Raw genomic sequence first — 16,376 nt, forward strand, 5'->3', positions numbered from 1 at the left:
TCCCCACTCTCCCGGTACGTCAGAAGGCCCGCGGAGACATCAGCTCCTCGGTCCCGTCGATCACCGCCGTACAGCGCGGCACCCCCGGCCCCGGCAGGACCCGCACCCCGACAGGCCGCGAAGGCTCGTCGGCCAGCTCGCCGGAGAGCAGCAGGGGCCGGTGCCCGCGTGACTGCTGGTGATCTGTCACCTTGCCGTCCACCAGCAACTCGGCGATCACGCGGTGACTGTTGTGGACGTTCACGGTCACCGAATGGCCCGCGAAGTCGAGGTGGAAGTGGTGGTTCCGCGTCATCACACACCTCTCCCTGGTGCGCCGTCCGCCCTCGCCCGTGCACGGGGGGCTTCACCTTCAAGAATCACACACGCACGCAAAAAGGCCAGGTCACAGTGGAGTGACCTGGCCTTACCCAGGAGCCCCCTGTCGGATTCGAACCGACGACCTACGCATTACAAGCGATCAAGCGACAAGATCCTCGATCAAGGCTCTACCTGCGACTTTCCAGCCTTGGCGTCGGTTCAGCACACCTGACCTGGTGTTATCCAGTCCCTTCCCGTCCCTCCGCGTCCCGCACCGTGAAGATCCCTCTCGGGCAGTCCGGCCCAACAACGGCCAAACGAAGGGCCTCCGGCCGAACGCGGGCCGAACATTTCCGTCTGCGCGAGGGCTGTCGCGCCCGCGAAAGGGAGCCGCTTCCCGGTGTCGCAGGTGACGCGGTCGGCGGCGAACTCCGGGCCTACGCAGTGCCGTTCAGGCACACATCCCTTCCCTGCACCCCGCCAGGGCTCGGCAGCAGTGGGTGCGGGCAGGGCGTGCGGCCGCTACAGGCAAAGAGCTTCCCCACAGCATGAGGTATCGGAGTACCCTGAGATACCGGAGGTGGTTCAGGCATGACAGCGCAGCCTGCGGGTGCGAAGACTCGGACTTCGGCCCCATTGAAGGTGGATCTCGACACGGACCAGTTGATCACTCAGGGAGCGCACTTCCTGGGGGTGACGAAGAAGGAACTGGTAGCGGACGCGGTGCGCATGTACGTGGAGCACCGGCGCGAGGAGATCCGGCAGGGTATGGCCGATTCGATGCGAGTCCTGGACGGCACCACGAAGGCGCGCGTCGCGCTGCTGACAGGGATCTCCGCCGAAGACATCGACCGGCTCGGCGGCATCGACGAGGAGAGGTAGCAGGCTCCGTGGACCGTACTCGTCCCACGCTGCGTTGCCTGAGCGAGGATCTGCGCTTACCAGTGCCGCCCGTCACGGCACCGCTCGATGAGATCGACCATCCCGTACTGAACAAGGCACAGGAGCAGTTCGGACGATGCGGGGAGGCCGCACGAGCGGATCCGTGCCGTCGACGACCAGGTTCTGTTCAAGGTCAAGGTGCAGCGATGGCGGGGCGCGGTCTGGAGATCCGAGCCCTGCCCATGGCTGGTTGCGGCGGGTACGCGCGAAGACGGGTCGGCCGACGATTTCTACGCGGCCCTGGCCGCTGACGCGAAGGCGTCCCGGAGTGCCTACAACGCGCAGCACTCTCGCCCGCTGACCACCCAGACGTACGTCGGCAACCTGCTGCCGGACCGGGACGACCACTTGCGCTACCGGCTGGAGGAAGGCGCCCGGTTCGTCCGTCGACTGGAGAGCGTCATCCCCGGGCTCACCCGCGCCTCACTCATCGACGGCGCAGAGCACACGGTCGCGTACGACACCTTCACCCTGGGCGTCCAGATCCGCGCACAGGAGGGACACGAGGCGTACGTCGCGGTACGGATCACCGGCTCCGTCCCCGGTGACCTCGTCCGCATCGTCCCCGGCTGCGAGCGCGAGGGCTGGTTCCCCGAATCACGCCTCCCCGACCGGGACCTGCTCCCCGCCGAACAGGCGTGGTCGAACCTGATGGACCCGGCCACGGCCGGGAAGCTCCTCGCAGACTGAACGGGAGCCCCAGCGGTCTGACATCCCATCAGTCCGCTGGAAGAAACACAAGCTCAGGACGTGGAAGCGAGCCTGATCACTGCGATCGCGGCCAAACGTCGGCCAAACATGCCCTCACGAAGGCCCCTCCATGAGCATCCATGGAGGGCCCCGGGACGTCACGGCAAGAAGAAACCCCAGGTCAGAAGCTGTTTCGACCTGGGGCCCACCAGAGCCCCCTGTCGGATTCGAACCGACGACCTACGCATTACAAGTGCGTTGCTCTGGCCATCTGAGCTAAGGAGGCGCAGCCGCGGTCGGGCAGGCGGCGCGGCGGTTTCCACACTTTACACAGGGGGCGTCCTCGCGGGCCACGGACAAGGCGGCCCGGACCCTCGGCCCCGGGGCCCTCACCCCCGGGGCCCCCTTGTCCGTGGCCCGCGGCCTCCCGGTGCCCGCCGACCGTCCGTAGCAAGGCGTGCGAGCTGCGCGAGTTCCCGTACGACTGCTGACACCGGCGAATGCGGCGGGTACTGTCGCTGCCAGTCCGGCGCGGCCGGTCTACACCACTGCACCGCAACGATGCGGCGCAGCCACTTCCTTTACTCGGATCGTCCGGCACGTTCCTGCCGGTGAAGGGGGCTTCACAGCCATGGCTTCTGTCACGTTCGACAAGGCGACCCGCATCTACCCGGGCTCCGACAAGCCCGCGGTGGACGGACTGGAGATCGAGATCGAGGACGGCGAGTTCCTCGTCCTCGTCGGTCCCTCCGGCTGCGGAAAGTCGACCTCCCTGCGCATGCTCGCGGGTCTTGAGGACGTCAACGGCGGTGCGATCCGCATCGGCGACCGCGACGTCACGCACCTGCCGCCGAAGGACCGGGACATCGCCATGGTGTTCCAGAACTACGCGCTCTACCCGCACATGAGCGTCGCCGACAACATGGGCTTCGCGCTCAAGATCGCGGGCGTCCCGAAGGCGGAGATCCGGCAGAAGGTCGAGGACGCCGCGAAGATCCTCGACCTCACCGAGTACCTGGGCCGCAAGCCCAAGGCCCTCTCCGGCGGTCAGCGCCAGCGCGTCGCGATGGGCCGCGCCATCGTCCGCGAGCCGCAGGTCTTCCTCATGGACGAGCCGCTGTCGAACCTCGACGCCAAGCTCCGCGTCTCCACCCGTACGCAGATCGCCTCGCTCCAGCGCCGCCTCGGCATCACCACGGTGTACGTCACCCACGACCAGGTCGAGGCCATGACGATGGGCGACCGCGTGGCCGTCCTGAAGGACGGGCTCCTCCAGCAGGTGGACTCGCCGCGCAACATGTACGACCGTCCGGCCAACCTCTTCGTCGCCGGCTTCATCGGCTCCCCCGCGATGAACCTCGTCGAGGTCCCGATCACCGACGGCGGCGTGAAGTTCGGCAACTCCGTGGTCCCGGTGAACCGCGAGGCCCTCACCGCCGCCGCCGACAAGGGCGACCGCACGGTCACCGTCGGCGTCCGCCCCGAGCACTTCGACGTGGTCGAGCAGAACGGCGAGGCCGCCAAGTCCCTCAGCAAGGACAGCGCGGACGCCCCCGCCGGCCTCGCGATCACGGTGAACGTCGTCGAGGAACTCGGCGCCGACGGCTACGTCTACGGCACCGCCGACGTCGGCGGCGAGCCCAAGGACCTCGTGGTCCGCGTCAGCGGCCGCGCCGTCCCGGAGAAGGGCTCCCAGCTGCACGTCGTGCCGCGCCCCGGCGAGACCCACGTCTTCGCCACGTCCTCCGGCGAGCGCCTCAGCGACTGATCCCGGCCCAACATGCCCCGGTGGCCCCGCACTTCGGTGCGGGGCCACTGTCGTACGCGCACGGAAACAACAGCCACCGAGTCGACAAATACCCCGGCACAACGCCCTTTTCGAACTTCGTACGTCAACACCGGATTCGAAATCTTCCCTCGAACCGTCGCCCGTTCCGGTGACCAAATGTCTCCAAATCATCACTGACCGCTACGCTCACGCACGTGAACCAAAGCGCCCGCCGAATCGGCCGAACCCTCGCTCTTGTCCTCCCCGTCGTCCTCGTCCTGTCCGGGACGCTCGCGGTCACCCGGGTCAACTGGTCGGGTGGCTCGCAGTCGGTGCTCACCGCGTCGTCCGAGGACGTCTCGACCCCCGCCAAGACCCGCGCCCCGCAGGAAGCCCTGCGCGACCGGCTCCTGCTCGAACTGCAGGAGAAGAACCCGGGAGTCGCCCTCACCACACTCCAACAGGAGGTCGACGCGCGCCCGTCGCTCGCCAAGCACTGCGCCTGGATCGCCCGCGCCCTCGGCCGTGCGGCGGTCCGCCAGTACGGCCCGAGCCGCGCCCAGTCCTACGCCCGCCCGGTCTGCGACACGGCCTTCGCGACGGGTGTGGCGCAGCAGGTGTAGCAAAAAAGCCCCTCCGGCGTTTGAGATGGGGGTCCCCCCTGCTCGAGCGAAGCCGAGAGCTTGGGGGAGGGGGTCCGGGGCACAGCCCCGCGTCGGTGCCCACGCCATAGGGTGCGGGACATGACCGACCCGTACCCCACGCCCGTACAAGCCGTGATCCTCGCCGGAGGCCAAGGCTCGCGGCTGCGCCCGTACACCGACGACCGGCCGAAGCCGATGGTCGAGATCCCCGGAACCGGGGTCCCGATCATCGGCCATCAGCTTTCCTGGCTCGCCGCCGAGGGCGTCACCGACGCCGTGATCTCCTGCGGCCACCTCGCCGGCGTACTCCAGGAGTGGCTGGAGAAGGCCGAACTCCCCCTGCGGGTCACGACGGTGGTCGAGGAGGAGCCCCTCGGCCGCGGCGGCGGGCTCAAGTACGCGGCCGCGCACCTGCCGCACCCGGACCGCGCCTGGTACGCGACGAACGGCGACATCTGGACCCGCTTCCCGCTGCGCGAGATGGCCGCCTTCCACACCGAGCGGGACGCCACCGCGACGCTCGCCCTGGCCCGGCCACGGCTCCCCTGGGGCGCCGTCGAGACCGACGCCTTCGGCCACATCACGGACTTCATCGAGTCCCCGCGCGTCTCGTACGAGATCAACGCGGGCGTCTACGTCTTCTCGCCCGACTTCGCCGCGCTCCTGCCCGACCGCGGCGACCACGAGCGCACCACGTTCCCGCGCCTCGCCCGCCAGCGCCGCCTGGCCGGCTATCCGCTGCCGCAGGGCGCGTACTGGCGGGCCATCGACACCGCCAAGGACCTCACCGAGGCCGCCAAGGAGCTGGCCGCACAGGGCCGTTGAGGCCCCCGGGCGGCCTGCGCGCACAAAGTACGGGCCGGGTCCGGCGCACATCCCTGATGCGCCGGCCCCGGCCCGTACCGTCTGTGGAGGTCAGCCGAGCAGGCCCCCCACGAGCCCCGGCTCCTCGCTGCCCGTGCCGCCGCTGCCCGTGCCACCGCTGGACGTCGGGCCGCTGCTGGTGGACGGCGGCGCCGACTCCTGCGGCGGGGGCTGCTGCTGGCCCGTGCCCTGGGTCTGGCTCGGCCGGCTGTCGGCGGAGCCCGACTCGCTCGCCCCCGTACCGGGCGTGGACGCGGGCGCCGACGGCGTTGTCGTGTTGCCCTGCGTCGGGGCGCCGGTCGTCGCGGACGGGGTCTGGCGCTCCGTACGCCGCTCCTTCGGCTCCGACGGCAGCGGCGAGCCCGGCTGCTCGTTGCGCGGGGCCTCGCCGGGCCCGGGCGCGGTCACCCGGTCCGCGTCCCGCACCGCACCGCCGAGGAGCGAGCCGACAAGCAGGGTGAGCCCGACGACCACGGTGCCGACCAGGAAGCCGCGGCGCAGCACCCGGCGGCGCAGCTCCCACAGCTCGGCGCGCGGCCCGAGCCGCCGCCAGGCCTCGCTGGCGAGCCAGCCGTCCACGGAGTACACCGGCGCGCCCGCGATGATCAGCGGGCTCCACGCGGCGAGGTAGATGATGTCCGGCGCGTCATAGACCGGCACCGACTTCCAGCTCACCGTGACGAGCAGCGCGGCCGAGAGCAGCCCGCCGACGACGGCCGCCGCCCGCTGCCACAGGCCGAGCACGGTCAGCACGCCGACGATGACCTGGAGGAAGGCGATGACGAGACCCGCGCCGACGGGGTGCGCGAGCGCCCAGTCCCGCATCGGCTCGGCCAGCGCCCAAGGGTGCAGCGAATTCAGCCACTTGACCATGGAGCCGCGCTCGCCGCCGTCGAAGTAGACGGGGTCGCAGAGCTTGCCCATGCCCGCGTAGATGGAGATGAAGCCGAGGAAGACGCGCAGCGGAAGCAGCACCACGCCGAGGTTCAACCGCCGCCCCGGGTAGTACGCGTGGCGCACGGAGTCGTTGCCGTGCCGACGCGGCGTCCGCTCCCCGGCCTCCTCGTACGCCGCGTCCTCGGGCGCCAACTCCTCGTACGCGTACGCCTCTTCGTCGTACACGCTGCCCGAGGACTGCACGCGGGGCAGGATCCGGGTGTCGCTGTCCTCGGGCTCGCGCGGGCCGATGACGTGCGGCGGCGGGGCGGCCTCGGTGACGCGGGGGATGACCTGCGTGGCGGCGCCGGCGGGGTCGTCGAAGGAGCCGTCGTGCTGCACGCCAGTGGTGCGCACCGCCTGCAGGAGACCGCTGGCGCCCGGGTCGCCGGGCACGGACTTCCCGCTCCAGACGACGGGGGCGCGACGGCGCCCGGCAGCGGCGCCGACCGCCGCTGCCGCTCCGGCAGGTACGCCCGCGGCGAGCCCGGCGACCGCCAACTGCCGTGTGATACGCGGGGACTGGGTCTGCTGAGCCGTGGGGAGCTGCACGCGGAAGCTCGCGTGATTGACGATGACCTGGGCCGGGTCGCACGGCACCTTCACCATGCTCAGCGCGGGTCCGTCGTCGAATCCCGACGGGCCTCCCCCTGCGGAGGTGCGGGGTGTACTGGTATCCACACTCATCTAACCGAGTGATGTGTGCTTAGGACACTGCCTTGACCGCCCCGATCTGTCCGGGCCGCGTCAAGGCGTGTACACCCGCCGCCCGCGCGGAGCTCAACTCCTGTGCCGCGCCGCCTCGTAGAGCACGACGCCCGCGGCGACACCGGCGTTCAGCGACTCGGTGCCGCCCGGCATCGGGATCCGCACCCTGAAGTCGCAGGTCTCGCCGACGAGTCGGGACAGGCCCTTGCCCTCGCTGCCGACCACGATCACCACCGGGCCCTGGAGTGCCTCCAGTTCGCCCACCTCGTGCTCACCGTCGGCGGCGAGACCGACGACGACGAGACCCGCCTTCTGGTAGCTCTCAAGGGCCCGCGTCAGGTTGCTGGCGCGCGCCACCGGCGTACGCGCGGCGGCGCCCGCGGACGTCTTCCACGCCCCTGCCGTCATGCCGGCCGCGCGCCGCTCGGGCACCACGACGCCGTGCCCGCCGAAGGCCGACACGGAACGGACCACGGCACCGAGGTTGCGCGGGTCGGTCACGCCGTCGAGGGCGACGATCAGCGGGTCCTCGCCCTCGTCGAACGCGGCGGCTGCGAGGTCGTCGGGGTGCGCGTACTCGTACGGCGGGACCTGGAGGACGAGGCCCTGGTGGTTGAGGCCGTTCGTCATACGGTCGAGCTCGGCGCGCGGCGCCTCCATCAGGTTGATGCCGCCGCGCTCGGCGACGAGCTGCAGCGCCTCACGGACCCGCTCGTCGTTGTCGATGAACTGCAGGACGTAAAGGGTGGACGCGGGCACGCCCTCGCGCAGCGCCTCCACGACCGGGTTGCGGCCGACGACCAGCTCGGACGTGCCCTTGCCACCGCGGCGCGCGGTGGGGCGGCGGGCCTCGTGCTTCGCCTTGGCGTTGGCGATGCGGTTCTTCTTGTGCTTCTTGCGCATCTCAGCGGGCGGGGTCGGGCCCTTGCCCTCGAGGCCGCGACGCCGCTGGCCACCGCTGCCGACCGTCGCACCCTTCTTGTTGCTGGTGCGGCGGTTCCTGCGCTGGCTGTTCCCGGCCATGACCTACCTGTTTCTGAAGCTCTGCGTACGTACGTATAAGTGAGTGTGCCGCCCGGCGGACCGGGCGGCCAGTTTCCGAGCGGATTCGGACGGGCTCAGCGGGGGCCGAGGCTCCAGCGGGGTCCGTCGGGGCTGTCCTCGATGACGAGCCCGGACTGGCCGAGCTGGTCCCGGATGGCGTCGGCGGTAGCCCAGTCCTTGCGGGCCCGCGCCGACTCACGCTGTTCGAGCACGAGCCGTACGAGGGAGTCGACGACGCCGTGCAGATCGTCGCCCCGGTCGCTCTCCTCGGCCCAGTGCTCGTCGAGCGGGTCGAGGCCGAGCACGCCGAGCATGGCGCGGACCTCGGCGAGGCGCTCGACGGCGGTCTCCTTGTCGTCGGCCGCAAGGGCCGAGTTGCCCTGCCGGACGGCCGTGTGCACGATCGCGAGGGCCTGCGGCACCCCGAGGTCGTCGTCCATGGCCTCGGCGAACGCGAGCGGCACCTCGGGCGCGGGCGGGACGGCCTTCCCGGCCTTCTCGGTGACGCGCTGCACGAAGCCCTCGATCCGCGCGAACGCCGACTCGGCCTCGCGCAGCGCCTCCTCGCTGTAGTCGATCATCGAGCGGTAGTGCGGGGTGCCCAGGTAGTAGCGCAGCACGATCGGCCGCCACTGCTTGGCCATCTCGCTGACCAGCACCGAGTTGCCCAGGGACTTCGACATCTTGTCCCCGGCCATGGTCACCCAGGCGTTGTGCACCCAGTAGCGCGCGAACTCGTCTCCGTACGCCTTGGCCTGCGCGATCTCGTTCTCGTGGTGCGGGAAGATCAGGTCGAGCCCGCCGCCGTGGATGTCGAAGGCGGTGCCCAGGTACTTGTGGGCCATCGCCGAGCACTCCAGGTGCCAGCCCGGACGGCCCCGGCCCCACGGCGTCTCCCAGCTCGGCTCCCCCGGCTTCGCCGCCTTCCACATGGCGAAGTCCCGCGGGTCCCGCTTGCCGGTCTCGCCGTCGCCGGAGGGCTGCCGCAGATCGTCGAGGTCCTGGTTGGACAGCTCCAGATAGTTCTCGTACGAGCGGACGTCGAAGTAGACGTTGCCGTCGGCCTCGTAGGCGTTGCCGCGCTCGATCAGGCCGCGCATCATCTCGACCATCTCGGTCACGTGCCCGGTGGCACGCGGCTCGTAGGTGGGCGGGAGGCAGCCGAGTGCGGCGTATCCGTCGTTGAAGGCGCGCTCGTTCTCGTACCCGATCGACCACCACGGGCGGCCCTGCTCGGCGGCCTTCTTGATGATCTTGTCGTCGATGTCCGTCACGTTCCGCACGAACGTCACGTCATAGCCGCGGTACGCGAACCACCGGCGCATGATGTCGAAGTTGAGGCCCGACCTGATGTGCCCGATGTGCGGGGCGGCCTGCACGGTCGCGCCACAGAGGTAGATCGAGACACAGCCCGGCGTGAGCGGGGTGAAATCGCGAGTCTGCCGGGCGCTGGTGTCGTACAGGCGAATAGTCACGCATCAAGGGTAGTGGGCCGGAAGGAGTGCCCCGCGCCCCCTGTGGGGGCGGCGGGCCACAGAGCTGCGGTTGCGCCGTCTTGGTTCTCGATCGGCACGTGTACGGAGCTTGGTTCCCGAACCGCACACTTACGCAGCCGTCCCGATCGTGCGGTCCTGGTGACGTGCTGCGACCGAACCGGATGGAGCCCGCGAGAAGAGCACGTCGTTGCCGTCCCGCTTCACCCAGACCGGGGACAACTGCGGGCTGCCGTCGGGCTGGACGGTGCCGACGGTGACGAAGACGGGGGTGTCGAGGAGGGACTTGAGGGCTTCGGAGAGCTGCGCGGACATCTGACCTCCCAGTGCGGGTCTGCGCGGGGCGGGGAGCCCGTCCCGCGCAGTCGCCGTACCGAGCGCCTCGTCAGTCACCGTGCCGAGCGCCGTGTCTCAGGCCCGGACGACCAGGGCCGTGGCGATCGCCGCGAGCCCCTCGCCGCGCCCGGTCAGGCCGAGGCCGTCCGTGGTCGTCCCGGACACGGAGACCGGCGCCCCGACCGCCTCGGACAGCACCTTGCGCGCCTCGTCCCGCCGCTTGCCGACCTTCGGACGTACGCCGATGACCTGCACGGACACATTGCCGATCTCGAACCCGGCGGCCCGCACGATGCGCGCGGCCTCGGTGAGCAGCGTGACGCCGGAGGCGCCGGCCCACTCGGGGCGGGAGGTGCCGAAGTGCGCGCCGAGGTCGCCGACGCCTGCGGCGGAGAACAGCGCGTCGCAGGCGGCGTGCGCGGCGACGTCACCGTCGGAGTGGCCCGCGAGCCCGTACCCGTCGCTGGCCGCCTCGTCCCAGAGCAGCCCGGCGCACCACAGCTCGCGCCCCTTCTCGAAGGCGTGCACGTCGGTGCCGACGCCGACCAGCGGGATGCCGGTGACTCCCGTGGTCCCTGTGGCTCCCGTGGCGCCCGTGGCTTCCCTGGCTCCCGTGTGCTCAGAAGCCATCGTTCTTCCTCCTGCGCGCCAGGACCGCCTCGGCCAGGACCAGGTCGAGCGGCCTGGTCACCTTGAACGCCTCTTCGTGCCCGGGGACGACGACCACGGGCAGGCCGAGCTGCTCGACCATCCCGGCGTCGTCGGTGGCGCCCTCGCCGTTCAGCTCGACGCTGTCGTGGGCGCGTACGAGCACGTCCCGGTCGAAGCCCTGCGGCGTCTGGACCGCGCGGAGCCGGGCCCGTACGGGGGTGGCGACGACGGGTTCGGGGGCGCCGCGCTCGGCGGCCGGCTCGACCTCCTTGACCGTGTCGGCGAGCGGCAGCGCCGGGACGACGGCGGGGGCGCCGGCGGTGACGGTCTCCACAACGGCGTCGACGGTGTCGACCGGCACGAGCGGGCGGGCCGCGTCGTGCACGAGCACGGTGGTGATGTCCGGCGGCAGCGCGTCGATGCCGGCCCGGACGGACTCCTGCCGGGTCTCACCGCCGGGCACGACGAGGAAGTCCGTGCGGTCGGGCAGCGAGTGGTCGGCGAGCAGCGACTTGACCTCGGCGGCGCCGTCGGCGGGTGCGACCACGACGACGAGGGAGACGGCACGCGACGCGGCCATCGCCCGGACGGCGTGGATCAGCATGGGCGTGCCGCCCAGAGTGCGGAGCGCCTTGGGGGCGCCCGGCCCGAGCCGCACACCCCGGCCGGCCGCGGGGATCACCGCGGCGGTACGGGCGGGCTTCGGGGAGTTCGAGGATGACTGGGATTCGTCTGACATCTGGTCCGCGTTCAGGGTTTGTGTCCTCGGGCGACGTGGGTATGGCCTCAGCGAACGCCCCCGGCCGACAGGCCGAGGGCCAGGCGCGCAGCTCTTGACCGTGACCCTTTCCGTGACCATCGGTCGAGGCTGGGCGCCAGTTCACGCCAGTAGCAAGTACGGGCAGCCAGTGGCAAGTACGGGCAGACTGTCCGAAACACACTTGTCCGAACACGCTGGTCCGAACATGCCGCAGTGCCCGGCGACACAGCCTGTCTGGAGGTCAGCCAGGGCTGGTCAGCGGGCACCGCGGCATGGTGTTACCGGTACTGCGTCAGGACGCGAGGACTTCGTCGAGCAGAGCCTCGGCCTTGTCTTCGTTGGTGTTCTCAGCGAGGGCCAGCTCGCTCACCAGGATCTGCCGCGCCTTGGCGAGCATGCGCTTCTCACCGGCGGACAGTCCGCGCTCCCGCTCGCGACGCCACAGGTCACGCACCACTTCAGCGACCTTGATGACATCGCCGGAGGCGAGCTTCTCGAGATTTGCCTTGTAGCGCCTGGACCAGTTCGTGGGCTCCTCGGCATACGGCGCGCGCAGCACCTCGAAGACCCGGTCGAGCCCGTCCTGACCAACAACGTCGCGTACGCCGACGAACTCCGCATTGTCCGCTGGCACACGAACCGTCAGATCGCCCTGGGCGACCTTCAGCACCAAGTAGGTCTTGTCCACGCCTTTGATCTGGCGAGTTTCGATGGCCTCGATCAGCGCGGCCCCGTGATGGGGATAGACCACGGTGTCGCCAACCTTGAACGTCATGTGACAGGTACCCCTTCCGTGGCTATCCATCCTAACACGAGAACGGCCTCTTCTGAATGGCGTTTTCGCAGGTCAGGGCATATCTCGGGGCTTGACAACGGTGCCAGGATCGTGCTGCGCGGGCTTTCCGGATGCGGGTATTCGCAGGTCGGAGCGGCTGTCCGGGGAGCCTGAAACACGGCCGCCACAGATGCCCGCGACCCCTCTCAAGAGGTCGAACGTCCCGGTTTGCACACTTCAAAGAGAGCGGCTTCCGCTACTCCGTTCGGTGTCCTGAGAGCCGTTCGAGACAAGTGTGAACGCTTGTGGCGGGAATCCAGAATTGATCAGGCGAGGCGTGAAGATCAATTCCTGTGGCCGCCTCGCATTCCTTACCTGAAATCCACCGAGCGGTCGACGCGATGGATATGTGAATCCCGGACCACACTCATTCGGCCACATCACGGCACGGGTCGATACCCATGCTCCGCTGCGGACGGCGGGCGACGTAGGGGCGGGTCGGGTGCGGTGCTCCGACGGGGGCTCGGTAATCTAAGCGCGCTGTCAGACCACTACGGACGGCCACAACAGCCGTCCCGTACCGCCCACGTTCAAGGAGTTGCCGCCGCCGTGAGCCGCAGCCTTCGACGCGGCACCATCGCCGCCACCGCCCTCGGGTTCGCCATCGCCACCCTCGCCGCGTGCGGTGCGGGCAACAACGCCCAGACCCTTGAGATCAAGCCGGACAACGCCGCGATCTCGGTCGGCGACATCAAGATCCAGAACGCGACGGTGATCACCCAGCCCGACCTGAAGTCCACGGGTCCCGCGGCGATCTCCGCGACCGTGTTCAACGAGGGCACCAAGGCGCAGGTCCTGGAGTCCATCAAGATCGAGGGCACCGACAAGGCCGCCGAGCTCAAGCCCGCCAAGGGCAGCGGCAAGCTGACCGTCCCGGCCGGCGGCTCCCTGGTCATCGGCGGCGCGGGCAACGCCTCCGCCTCCCTGCCGAGCAGCCGTGAGGCGGTTCAGGACGGCAACGCCCAGCGGGTCACCTTCTCCTTCAGCGAGACCGGCGACGTCCGGATGCGCCCGTTCGTCGTGCCCGCGACCAGCTACTTCAAGAAGTGGGGCCCGAGCGAGGTCCCCGCGGCCCCCGACGCCAAGCCGAGCCAGAGCGCGACCCCGTCCGGCGGCGCCTCCGGCAAGCCCGCCGAGGGCGCCACGGAGGGCGCGGGCGAGGGCGCGAACGGCACCCCGTCCAACGGCACTCCGGCGAACGGCGCGTCCGACGCCGCCGGGCACGCGGGCGCCGGCCACTGACGCCGCCCGCCCGGTACGCACGGAAGGGCCCCACCGCCGAGATCTGGCGGTGGGGCCCTTCGCGTACGTCAGTGGCCGGGCCGGTCTACGGCTCGAACTTGTAGCCCAGGCCGCGGACCGTGACCAGGTAGCGCGGGGCGCCCGGGTCCGGCTCGATCTTGGCGCGCAGGCGCTTCACGTGGACGTCGAGGGTCTTGGTGTCGCCCACGTAGTCGGCGCCCCAGACCCGGTCGATGAGCTGCATACGGGTCAGGACGCGACCCGCGTTGCGCAGCAGCATCTCCAGGAGGTCGAACTCCTTGAGCGGCAGGTCGACCTTGGAGCCGGAGACCGTGACGACGTGGCGGTCCACATCCATCCGGACCGGGCCCGCCTCCAGGGCGGCCGGGGTGACCTCCTCGGGCTCGCCGCGGCGGCGCAGGACGGCGCGGATACGGGCGACCAGCTCGCGGGACGAGAAGGGCTTGGTGACGTAGTCGTCGGCTCCTATTTCGAGGCCGACGACCTTGTCGATCTCGCTGTCCTTGGCCGTCACCATGATCACGGGGACGTTGGAGCGGCCGCGCAGCTGGCGGCAGACCTCGGTGCCGGGCAGGCCGGGCAGCATCAGGTCGAGCAGGACCAGGTCGGCGCCGTTGCGCTCGAACTCGTCGAGCCCGTCCGGGCCGGTGGCCGCGATGGCGACCTCGAAGCCCTCCTTGCGGAGCATGTACGACAGGGCATCGCTGAAGGATTCCTCGTCCTCGACGACGAGCACTCGGGTCACGGAAGGACCTCCGGGGCAGGGATCGGCTCGCGGGTCTCGCGAGCCTCACGGTCGTGCTGAGCGGTGTGGGTGTCAGTCTCTGGGTCGTGGTCCGGTTCGCCGGATTCCTCACCGTCGAGGTCCGTGATTCCGGTGGGGCTCTGGCCGCGGTCGCGGGCGGCGCCCGCCTCCGGCAGCCGCAGGGTGAAAGTGGAGCCCTGTCCTTCGGAGCTCCACACGGTGACTTCCCCGCCGTGCGAGGCGGCCACGTGCTTGACGATGGCGAGACCGAGGCCGGTGCCGCCGGTGGCCCGGGAGCGGGCCGGGTCGACGCGGTAGAAGCGTTCGAAGATGCGCTCCTTGTCCCGGTCGGAGATGCCGATGCCCTGGTCGGTCACGGCGATCTCGATGAGGTCGCCGCCGGGGGCGCTGACCCGGCGCGCGGCTATCCCCACGCGCGTGCGGGCCGGGCTGTAGTTCACGGCGTTCTCGACGAGGTTGCCGAGGGCTGCGGCGAGCTGGCCGCGGTTCCCCCAGATGTGCAGGTCGGCGGTGCCTCCCGCGGCCATATTGATCTGCTTCGTACCGGCCTGGTGGCGGCAGCGGTCGATGGCCTCGGTGACGAGTTCGTCGACGCGGACCGGCTCGGCGTCCTCGAGCGGGTCGTCGTTCTGCACGCGCGAGAGGTCGATGAGCTCCTGGACCAGGTTGGTCAGGCGGGTGGCCTCTATCTGCATGCGGCCCGCGAACCGCTCCACGGCCTCGGGGTCGTCGGCCGCGTCCATGACCGCCTCGGAGAGCAGGCTCAGGGCGCCGACGGGGGTCTTCAGCTCGTGCGACACGTTGGCGACGAAGTCGCGTCGTACCGCCTCGATGCGGCGGGCCTCGGTGAGGTCCTCGACGAGCAGCAGCACGAGCCGGGAGCCGAGCGGGGCGACGCGGGCGGAGACCGCGAGGGCGTCGCCGCGACCGGTGCCGCGGCGTGGCAGGTCCAGCTCGACCTGGCGTATCTCACCGTCGCGGCGGGTGTCCCGGGCCATCTGCAGCATCGGCTCGACGGCGAGCTTGCCGCCGCGTACGAGCCCGAGGGCGTACGCGGCCGAGCTGGCCTTGACGACCGCGTCGGCCTCGTCGAGTACGACCGCGGAGGAGCGGAGCACGGAGAGGACCGTGTCCACGCCCGGCGGGAGGACGGCGTCGGTATGCAGGGAGGTGCGGGTGGGGCGTTTCTGGTCGCGCTCGCTCCAGCGGAACGCCAGCATGGCGATCACACCGGTGCACACCCCGGCGATCGCTGCCGCTGCGGCGACCGCCGCGTTCACGTCCATGTCTTCAGGTTATGCACGGTCTGATGCCAGGCCATACCGGTCGAGCTGTCATCTCGAACACTCGTCGCCCAGAGTTCACCGGAGGTACGGGGGTGGTTCATTTGGGTGGCGCGGCCACATCGGTGCAGGTGGAGAGGTGGGGCGAATGGGGCATTCGGGGCAGCGGTCGCGTCGCTCAGAGTTCACCTTGGAGACAGAGGCGATTCACACGGGGTGCCGGTCCCCGTCGCGTTCCGGCCGCACCGTGGGAGCGTGGGGTCACAGCCCCGAAAGCTGGCAGCGGGGGGCGGTGACCCCTGGCGGCACGTACTCAGAGAGGGAACTCCATGCGGGACGCGTACCACGAGGAACTTGACTCGATCGGCGAAGGCCTGGTCGAGATGGCCCGCCTTGTCGGGTCGGCGATCGGGCGCGCCACCACGGCCATGCTCGACTCGGACCTGAAGCTCGCCGAGAACGTCATCGCGGGGGACCAGAAGGTCGACGATCTGCAGCACGACCTGGAGGCGCGGGCGATAGCCCTGCTGGCCCGCCAGCAGCCGGTCGCGACCGATCTGCGGATCGTGGTCACCTCGCTGCGGATGAGCGCCGACCTGGAGCGCTCCGGCGACCTGGCCCAGCACGTCGCGAAGCTGGCCCGGCTGCGCTTCCCGGAGTCCGTCGTCCCGAACGACCTGCACGCCACGATCCTGGAGATGGGCCAGCTCGCGCAGCGCCTGATGGCGAAGGCCGCGGAGGTCATCATCACCAAGGACATCGATCTGGCCCTGCAGCTGGAGCAGGACGACGACGAGATGGACCAGCTGCACCGCACGCTGTTCCAGCACCTGATGGACGACCGCTGGAAGCACGGCATCGAGACGGCGGTCGACGTCACGCTCCTCGGCCGCTACTACGAGCGCTTCGCGGACCACGCGGTGTCGGTGGCGAAGCGCGTGGTGTACCTGGTGACGGGCGAACACGCGGACGAGCTCCAGCCGCCTACGGGGCCGGAGGTCGCGGGGGCGTAAGCGCGCTCTCGGTGCCCGGCGGGGGCACGGTGCGGAGGGGCTCGGTCCGGATGGACCGGGCCCTTTCTCTGTGATCGTTT

The 16,376-nt window shown here is 70.3% G+C and carries 16 protein-coding genes, 1 tRNA gene and 1 pseudogene; 7 read left to right on the top strand and 11 right to left on the bottom strand.

Translation table 11 applies throughout. From position 1 onward, the window contains the following. Positions 1–19 precede the first annotated feature (19 nt). Entirely contained in the window at positions 20–295 is a 276-nt protein-coding gene (locus tag RCO28_RS20060; RefSeq protein WP_308942529.1) for a hypothetical protein, read from the bottom strand. 596 nt (positions 296–891) lie between these two features. On the opposite strand from RCO28_RS20060, the gene RCO28_RS20065 reads away from it, so the two are divergent. Both RCO28_RS20065 and RCO28_RS20070 read left to right on the top strand, forming a co-directional pair. After that, a complete protein-coding gene (locus RCO28_RS20065; protein ID WP_308942530.1) occupies positions 892–1,182 on the top strand; it encodes a hypothetical protein in 291 nt (96 codons plus the stop codon). Between the two features lie 198 nt (positions 1,183–1,380). After that, positions 1,381–1,932, top strand: a complete 552-nt coding sequence (locus tag RCO28_RS20070; RefSeq protein ID WP_308942531.1) for a hypothetical protein — start codon at positions 1,381–1,383, stop codon at positions 1,930–1,932. Positions 1,933–2,144: 212 nt separating this feature from the next. On the opposite strand, the gene RCO28_RS20075 is transcribed toward RCO28_RS20070, so the two are convergent. After that, a tRNA-Thr gene (locus RCO28_RS20075) sits at positions 2,145–2,218 on the bottom strand. 345 nt (positions 2,219–2,563) lie between these two features. Between RCO28_RS20075 and RCO28_RS20080 the strand changes: the two genes are divergently transcribed. From RCO28_RS20080 to RCO28_RS20090, 3 genes are all read left to right on the top strand, one after another. Beyond that, complete coding sequence (locus RCO28_RS20080; RefSeq protein ID WP_308942532.1) at positions 2,564–3,700, top strand: sn-glycerol-3-phosphate ABC transporter ATP-binding protein UgpC; 1,137 nt, start codon at positions 2,564–2,566, stop codon at positions 3,698–3,700. A 194-nt stretch (positions 3,701–3,894) separates the two neighbouring features. Beyond that, positions 3,895–4,323, top strand: coding sequence for a hypothetical protein (locus RCO28_RS20085; protein WP_374991204.1), 429 nt, complete (start codon positions 3,895–3,897; stop codon positions 4,321–4,323). A 120-nt stretch (positions 4,324–4,443) separates the two neighbouring features. Further along, entirely contained in the window at positions 4,444–5,169 is a 726-nt protein-coding gene (locus RCO28_RS20090; protein WP_308942535.1) for a nucleotidyltransferase family protein, read from the top strand. A 90-nt stretch (positions 5,170–5,259) separates the two neighbouring features. On the opposite strand, the gene RCO28_RS20095 is transcribed toward RCO28_RS20090, so the two are convergent. From RCO28_RS20095 to RCO28_RS20125, 7 genes and pseudogenes are all read right to left on the bottom strand, one after another. Further along, positions 5,260–6,831, bottom strand: coding sequence for a DoxX family membrane protein (locus RCO28_RS20095; RefSeq protein WP_308942536.1), 1,572 nt, complete (start codon positions 6,829–6,831; stop codon positions 5,260–5,262). A gap of 93 nt (positions 6,832–6,924) precedes the next feature. Beyond that, complete coding sequence (gene rlmB / locus RCO28_RS20100; protein WP_308942537.1) at positions 6,925–7,875, bottom strand: 23S rRNA (guanosine(2251)-2'-O)-methyltransferase RlmB; 951 nt, start codon at positions 7,873–7,875, stop codon at positions 6,925–6,927. 95 nt (positions 7,876–7,970) lie between these two features. Then, positions 7,971–9,371 carry a cysteine--tRNA ligase gene (gene cysS, locus RCO28_RS20105; protein WP_308942538.1) on the bottom strand — a complete coding sequence of 467 codons (1,401 nt, stop codon included), beginning with the start codon at positions 9,369–9,371 and terminating at the stop codon, positions 7,971–7,973. A 192-nt stretch (positions 9,372–9,563) separates the two neighbouring features. Further along, positions 9,564–9,704, bottom strand: a pseudogene (locus tag RCO28_RS20110) (pyridoxamine 5'-phosphate oxidase family protein); the annotation flags it as partial. Between the two features lie 96 nt (positions 9,705–9,800). Continuing rightward, positions 9,801–10,355, bottom strand: coding sequence for a 2-C-methyl-D-erythritol 2,4-cyclodiphosphate synthase (ispF, locus tag RCO28_RS20115; protein WP_308942539.1), 555 nt, complete (start codon positions 10,353–10,355; stop codon positions 9,801–9,803). Continuing rightward, positions 10,345–11,115: a 2-C-methyl-D-erythritol 4-phosphate cytidylyltransferase gene (ispD, locus tag RCO28_RS20120; RefSeq protein ID WP_308942540.1), complete on the bottom strand. Its 771-nt coding sequence runs from the start codon at positions 11,113–11,115 to the stop codon at positions 10,345–10,347. The genes ispF and ispD overlap by 11 nt, the downstream gene beginning before the upstream one ends. A 313-nt stretch (positions 11,116–11,428) precedes the next feature. Beyond that, entirely contained in the window at positions 11,429–11,911 is a 483-nt protein-coding gene (locus RCO28_RS20125; protein WP_003953493.1) for a CarD family transcriptional regulator, read from the bottom strand. A gap of 609 nt (positions 11,912–12,520) precedes the next feature. On the opposite strand from RCO28_RS20125, the gene RCO28_RS20130 reads away from it, so the two are divergent. Beyond that, positions 12,521–13,213, top strand: coding sequence for a DUF461 domain-containing protein (locus RCO28_RS20130; protein ID WP_308942541.1), 693 nt, complete (start codon positions 12,521–12,523; stop codon positions 13,211–13,213). A gap of 85 nt (positions 13,214–13,298) precedes the next feature. Here RCO28_RS20130 and RCO28_RS20135 read toward each other — a convergent pair whose 3' ends face one another. Both RCO28_RS20135 and RCO28_RS20140 read right to left on the bottom strand, forming a co-directional pair. Further along, positions 13,299–13,979 (bottom strand): response regulator transcription factor, encoded by a 681-nt coding sequence (locus RCO28_RS20135; protein WP_007382946.1) that lies wholly within the window; start codon positions 13,977–13,979, stop codon positions 13,299–13,301. Continuing rightward, the gene (locus RCO28_RS20140) at positions 13,976–15,286 is read right to left on the bottom strand and encodes an ATP-binding protein (protein WP_308942542.1); all 1,311 of its coding nucleotides are present in this window, start codon (positions 15,284–15,286) and stop codon (positions 13,976–13,978) included. The genes RCO28_RS20135 and RCO28_RS20140 overlap by 4 nt, the downstream gene beginning before the upstream one ends. A gap of 326 nt (positions 15,287–15,612) precedes the next feature. Here RCO28_RS20140 and phoU point away from each other — a divergent pair, with 326 nt between their 5' ends. After that, positions 15,613–16,296: a phosphate signaling complex protein PhoU gene (phoU, locus tag RCO28_RS20145; protein ID WP_308942543.1), complete on the top strand. Its 684-nt coding sequence runs from the start codon at positions 15,613–15,615 to the stop codon at positions 16,294–16,296. Positions 16,297–16,376: the final 80 nt, after the last annotated feature.

Origin of the sequence: Streptomyces sp. LHD-70 (assembly GCF_031157275.1) — a bacterium.
In the GTDB taxonomy this organism is placed as follows: domain Bacteria; phylum Actinomycetota; class Actinomycetes; order Streptomycetales; family Streptomycetaceae; genus Streptomyces.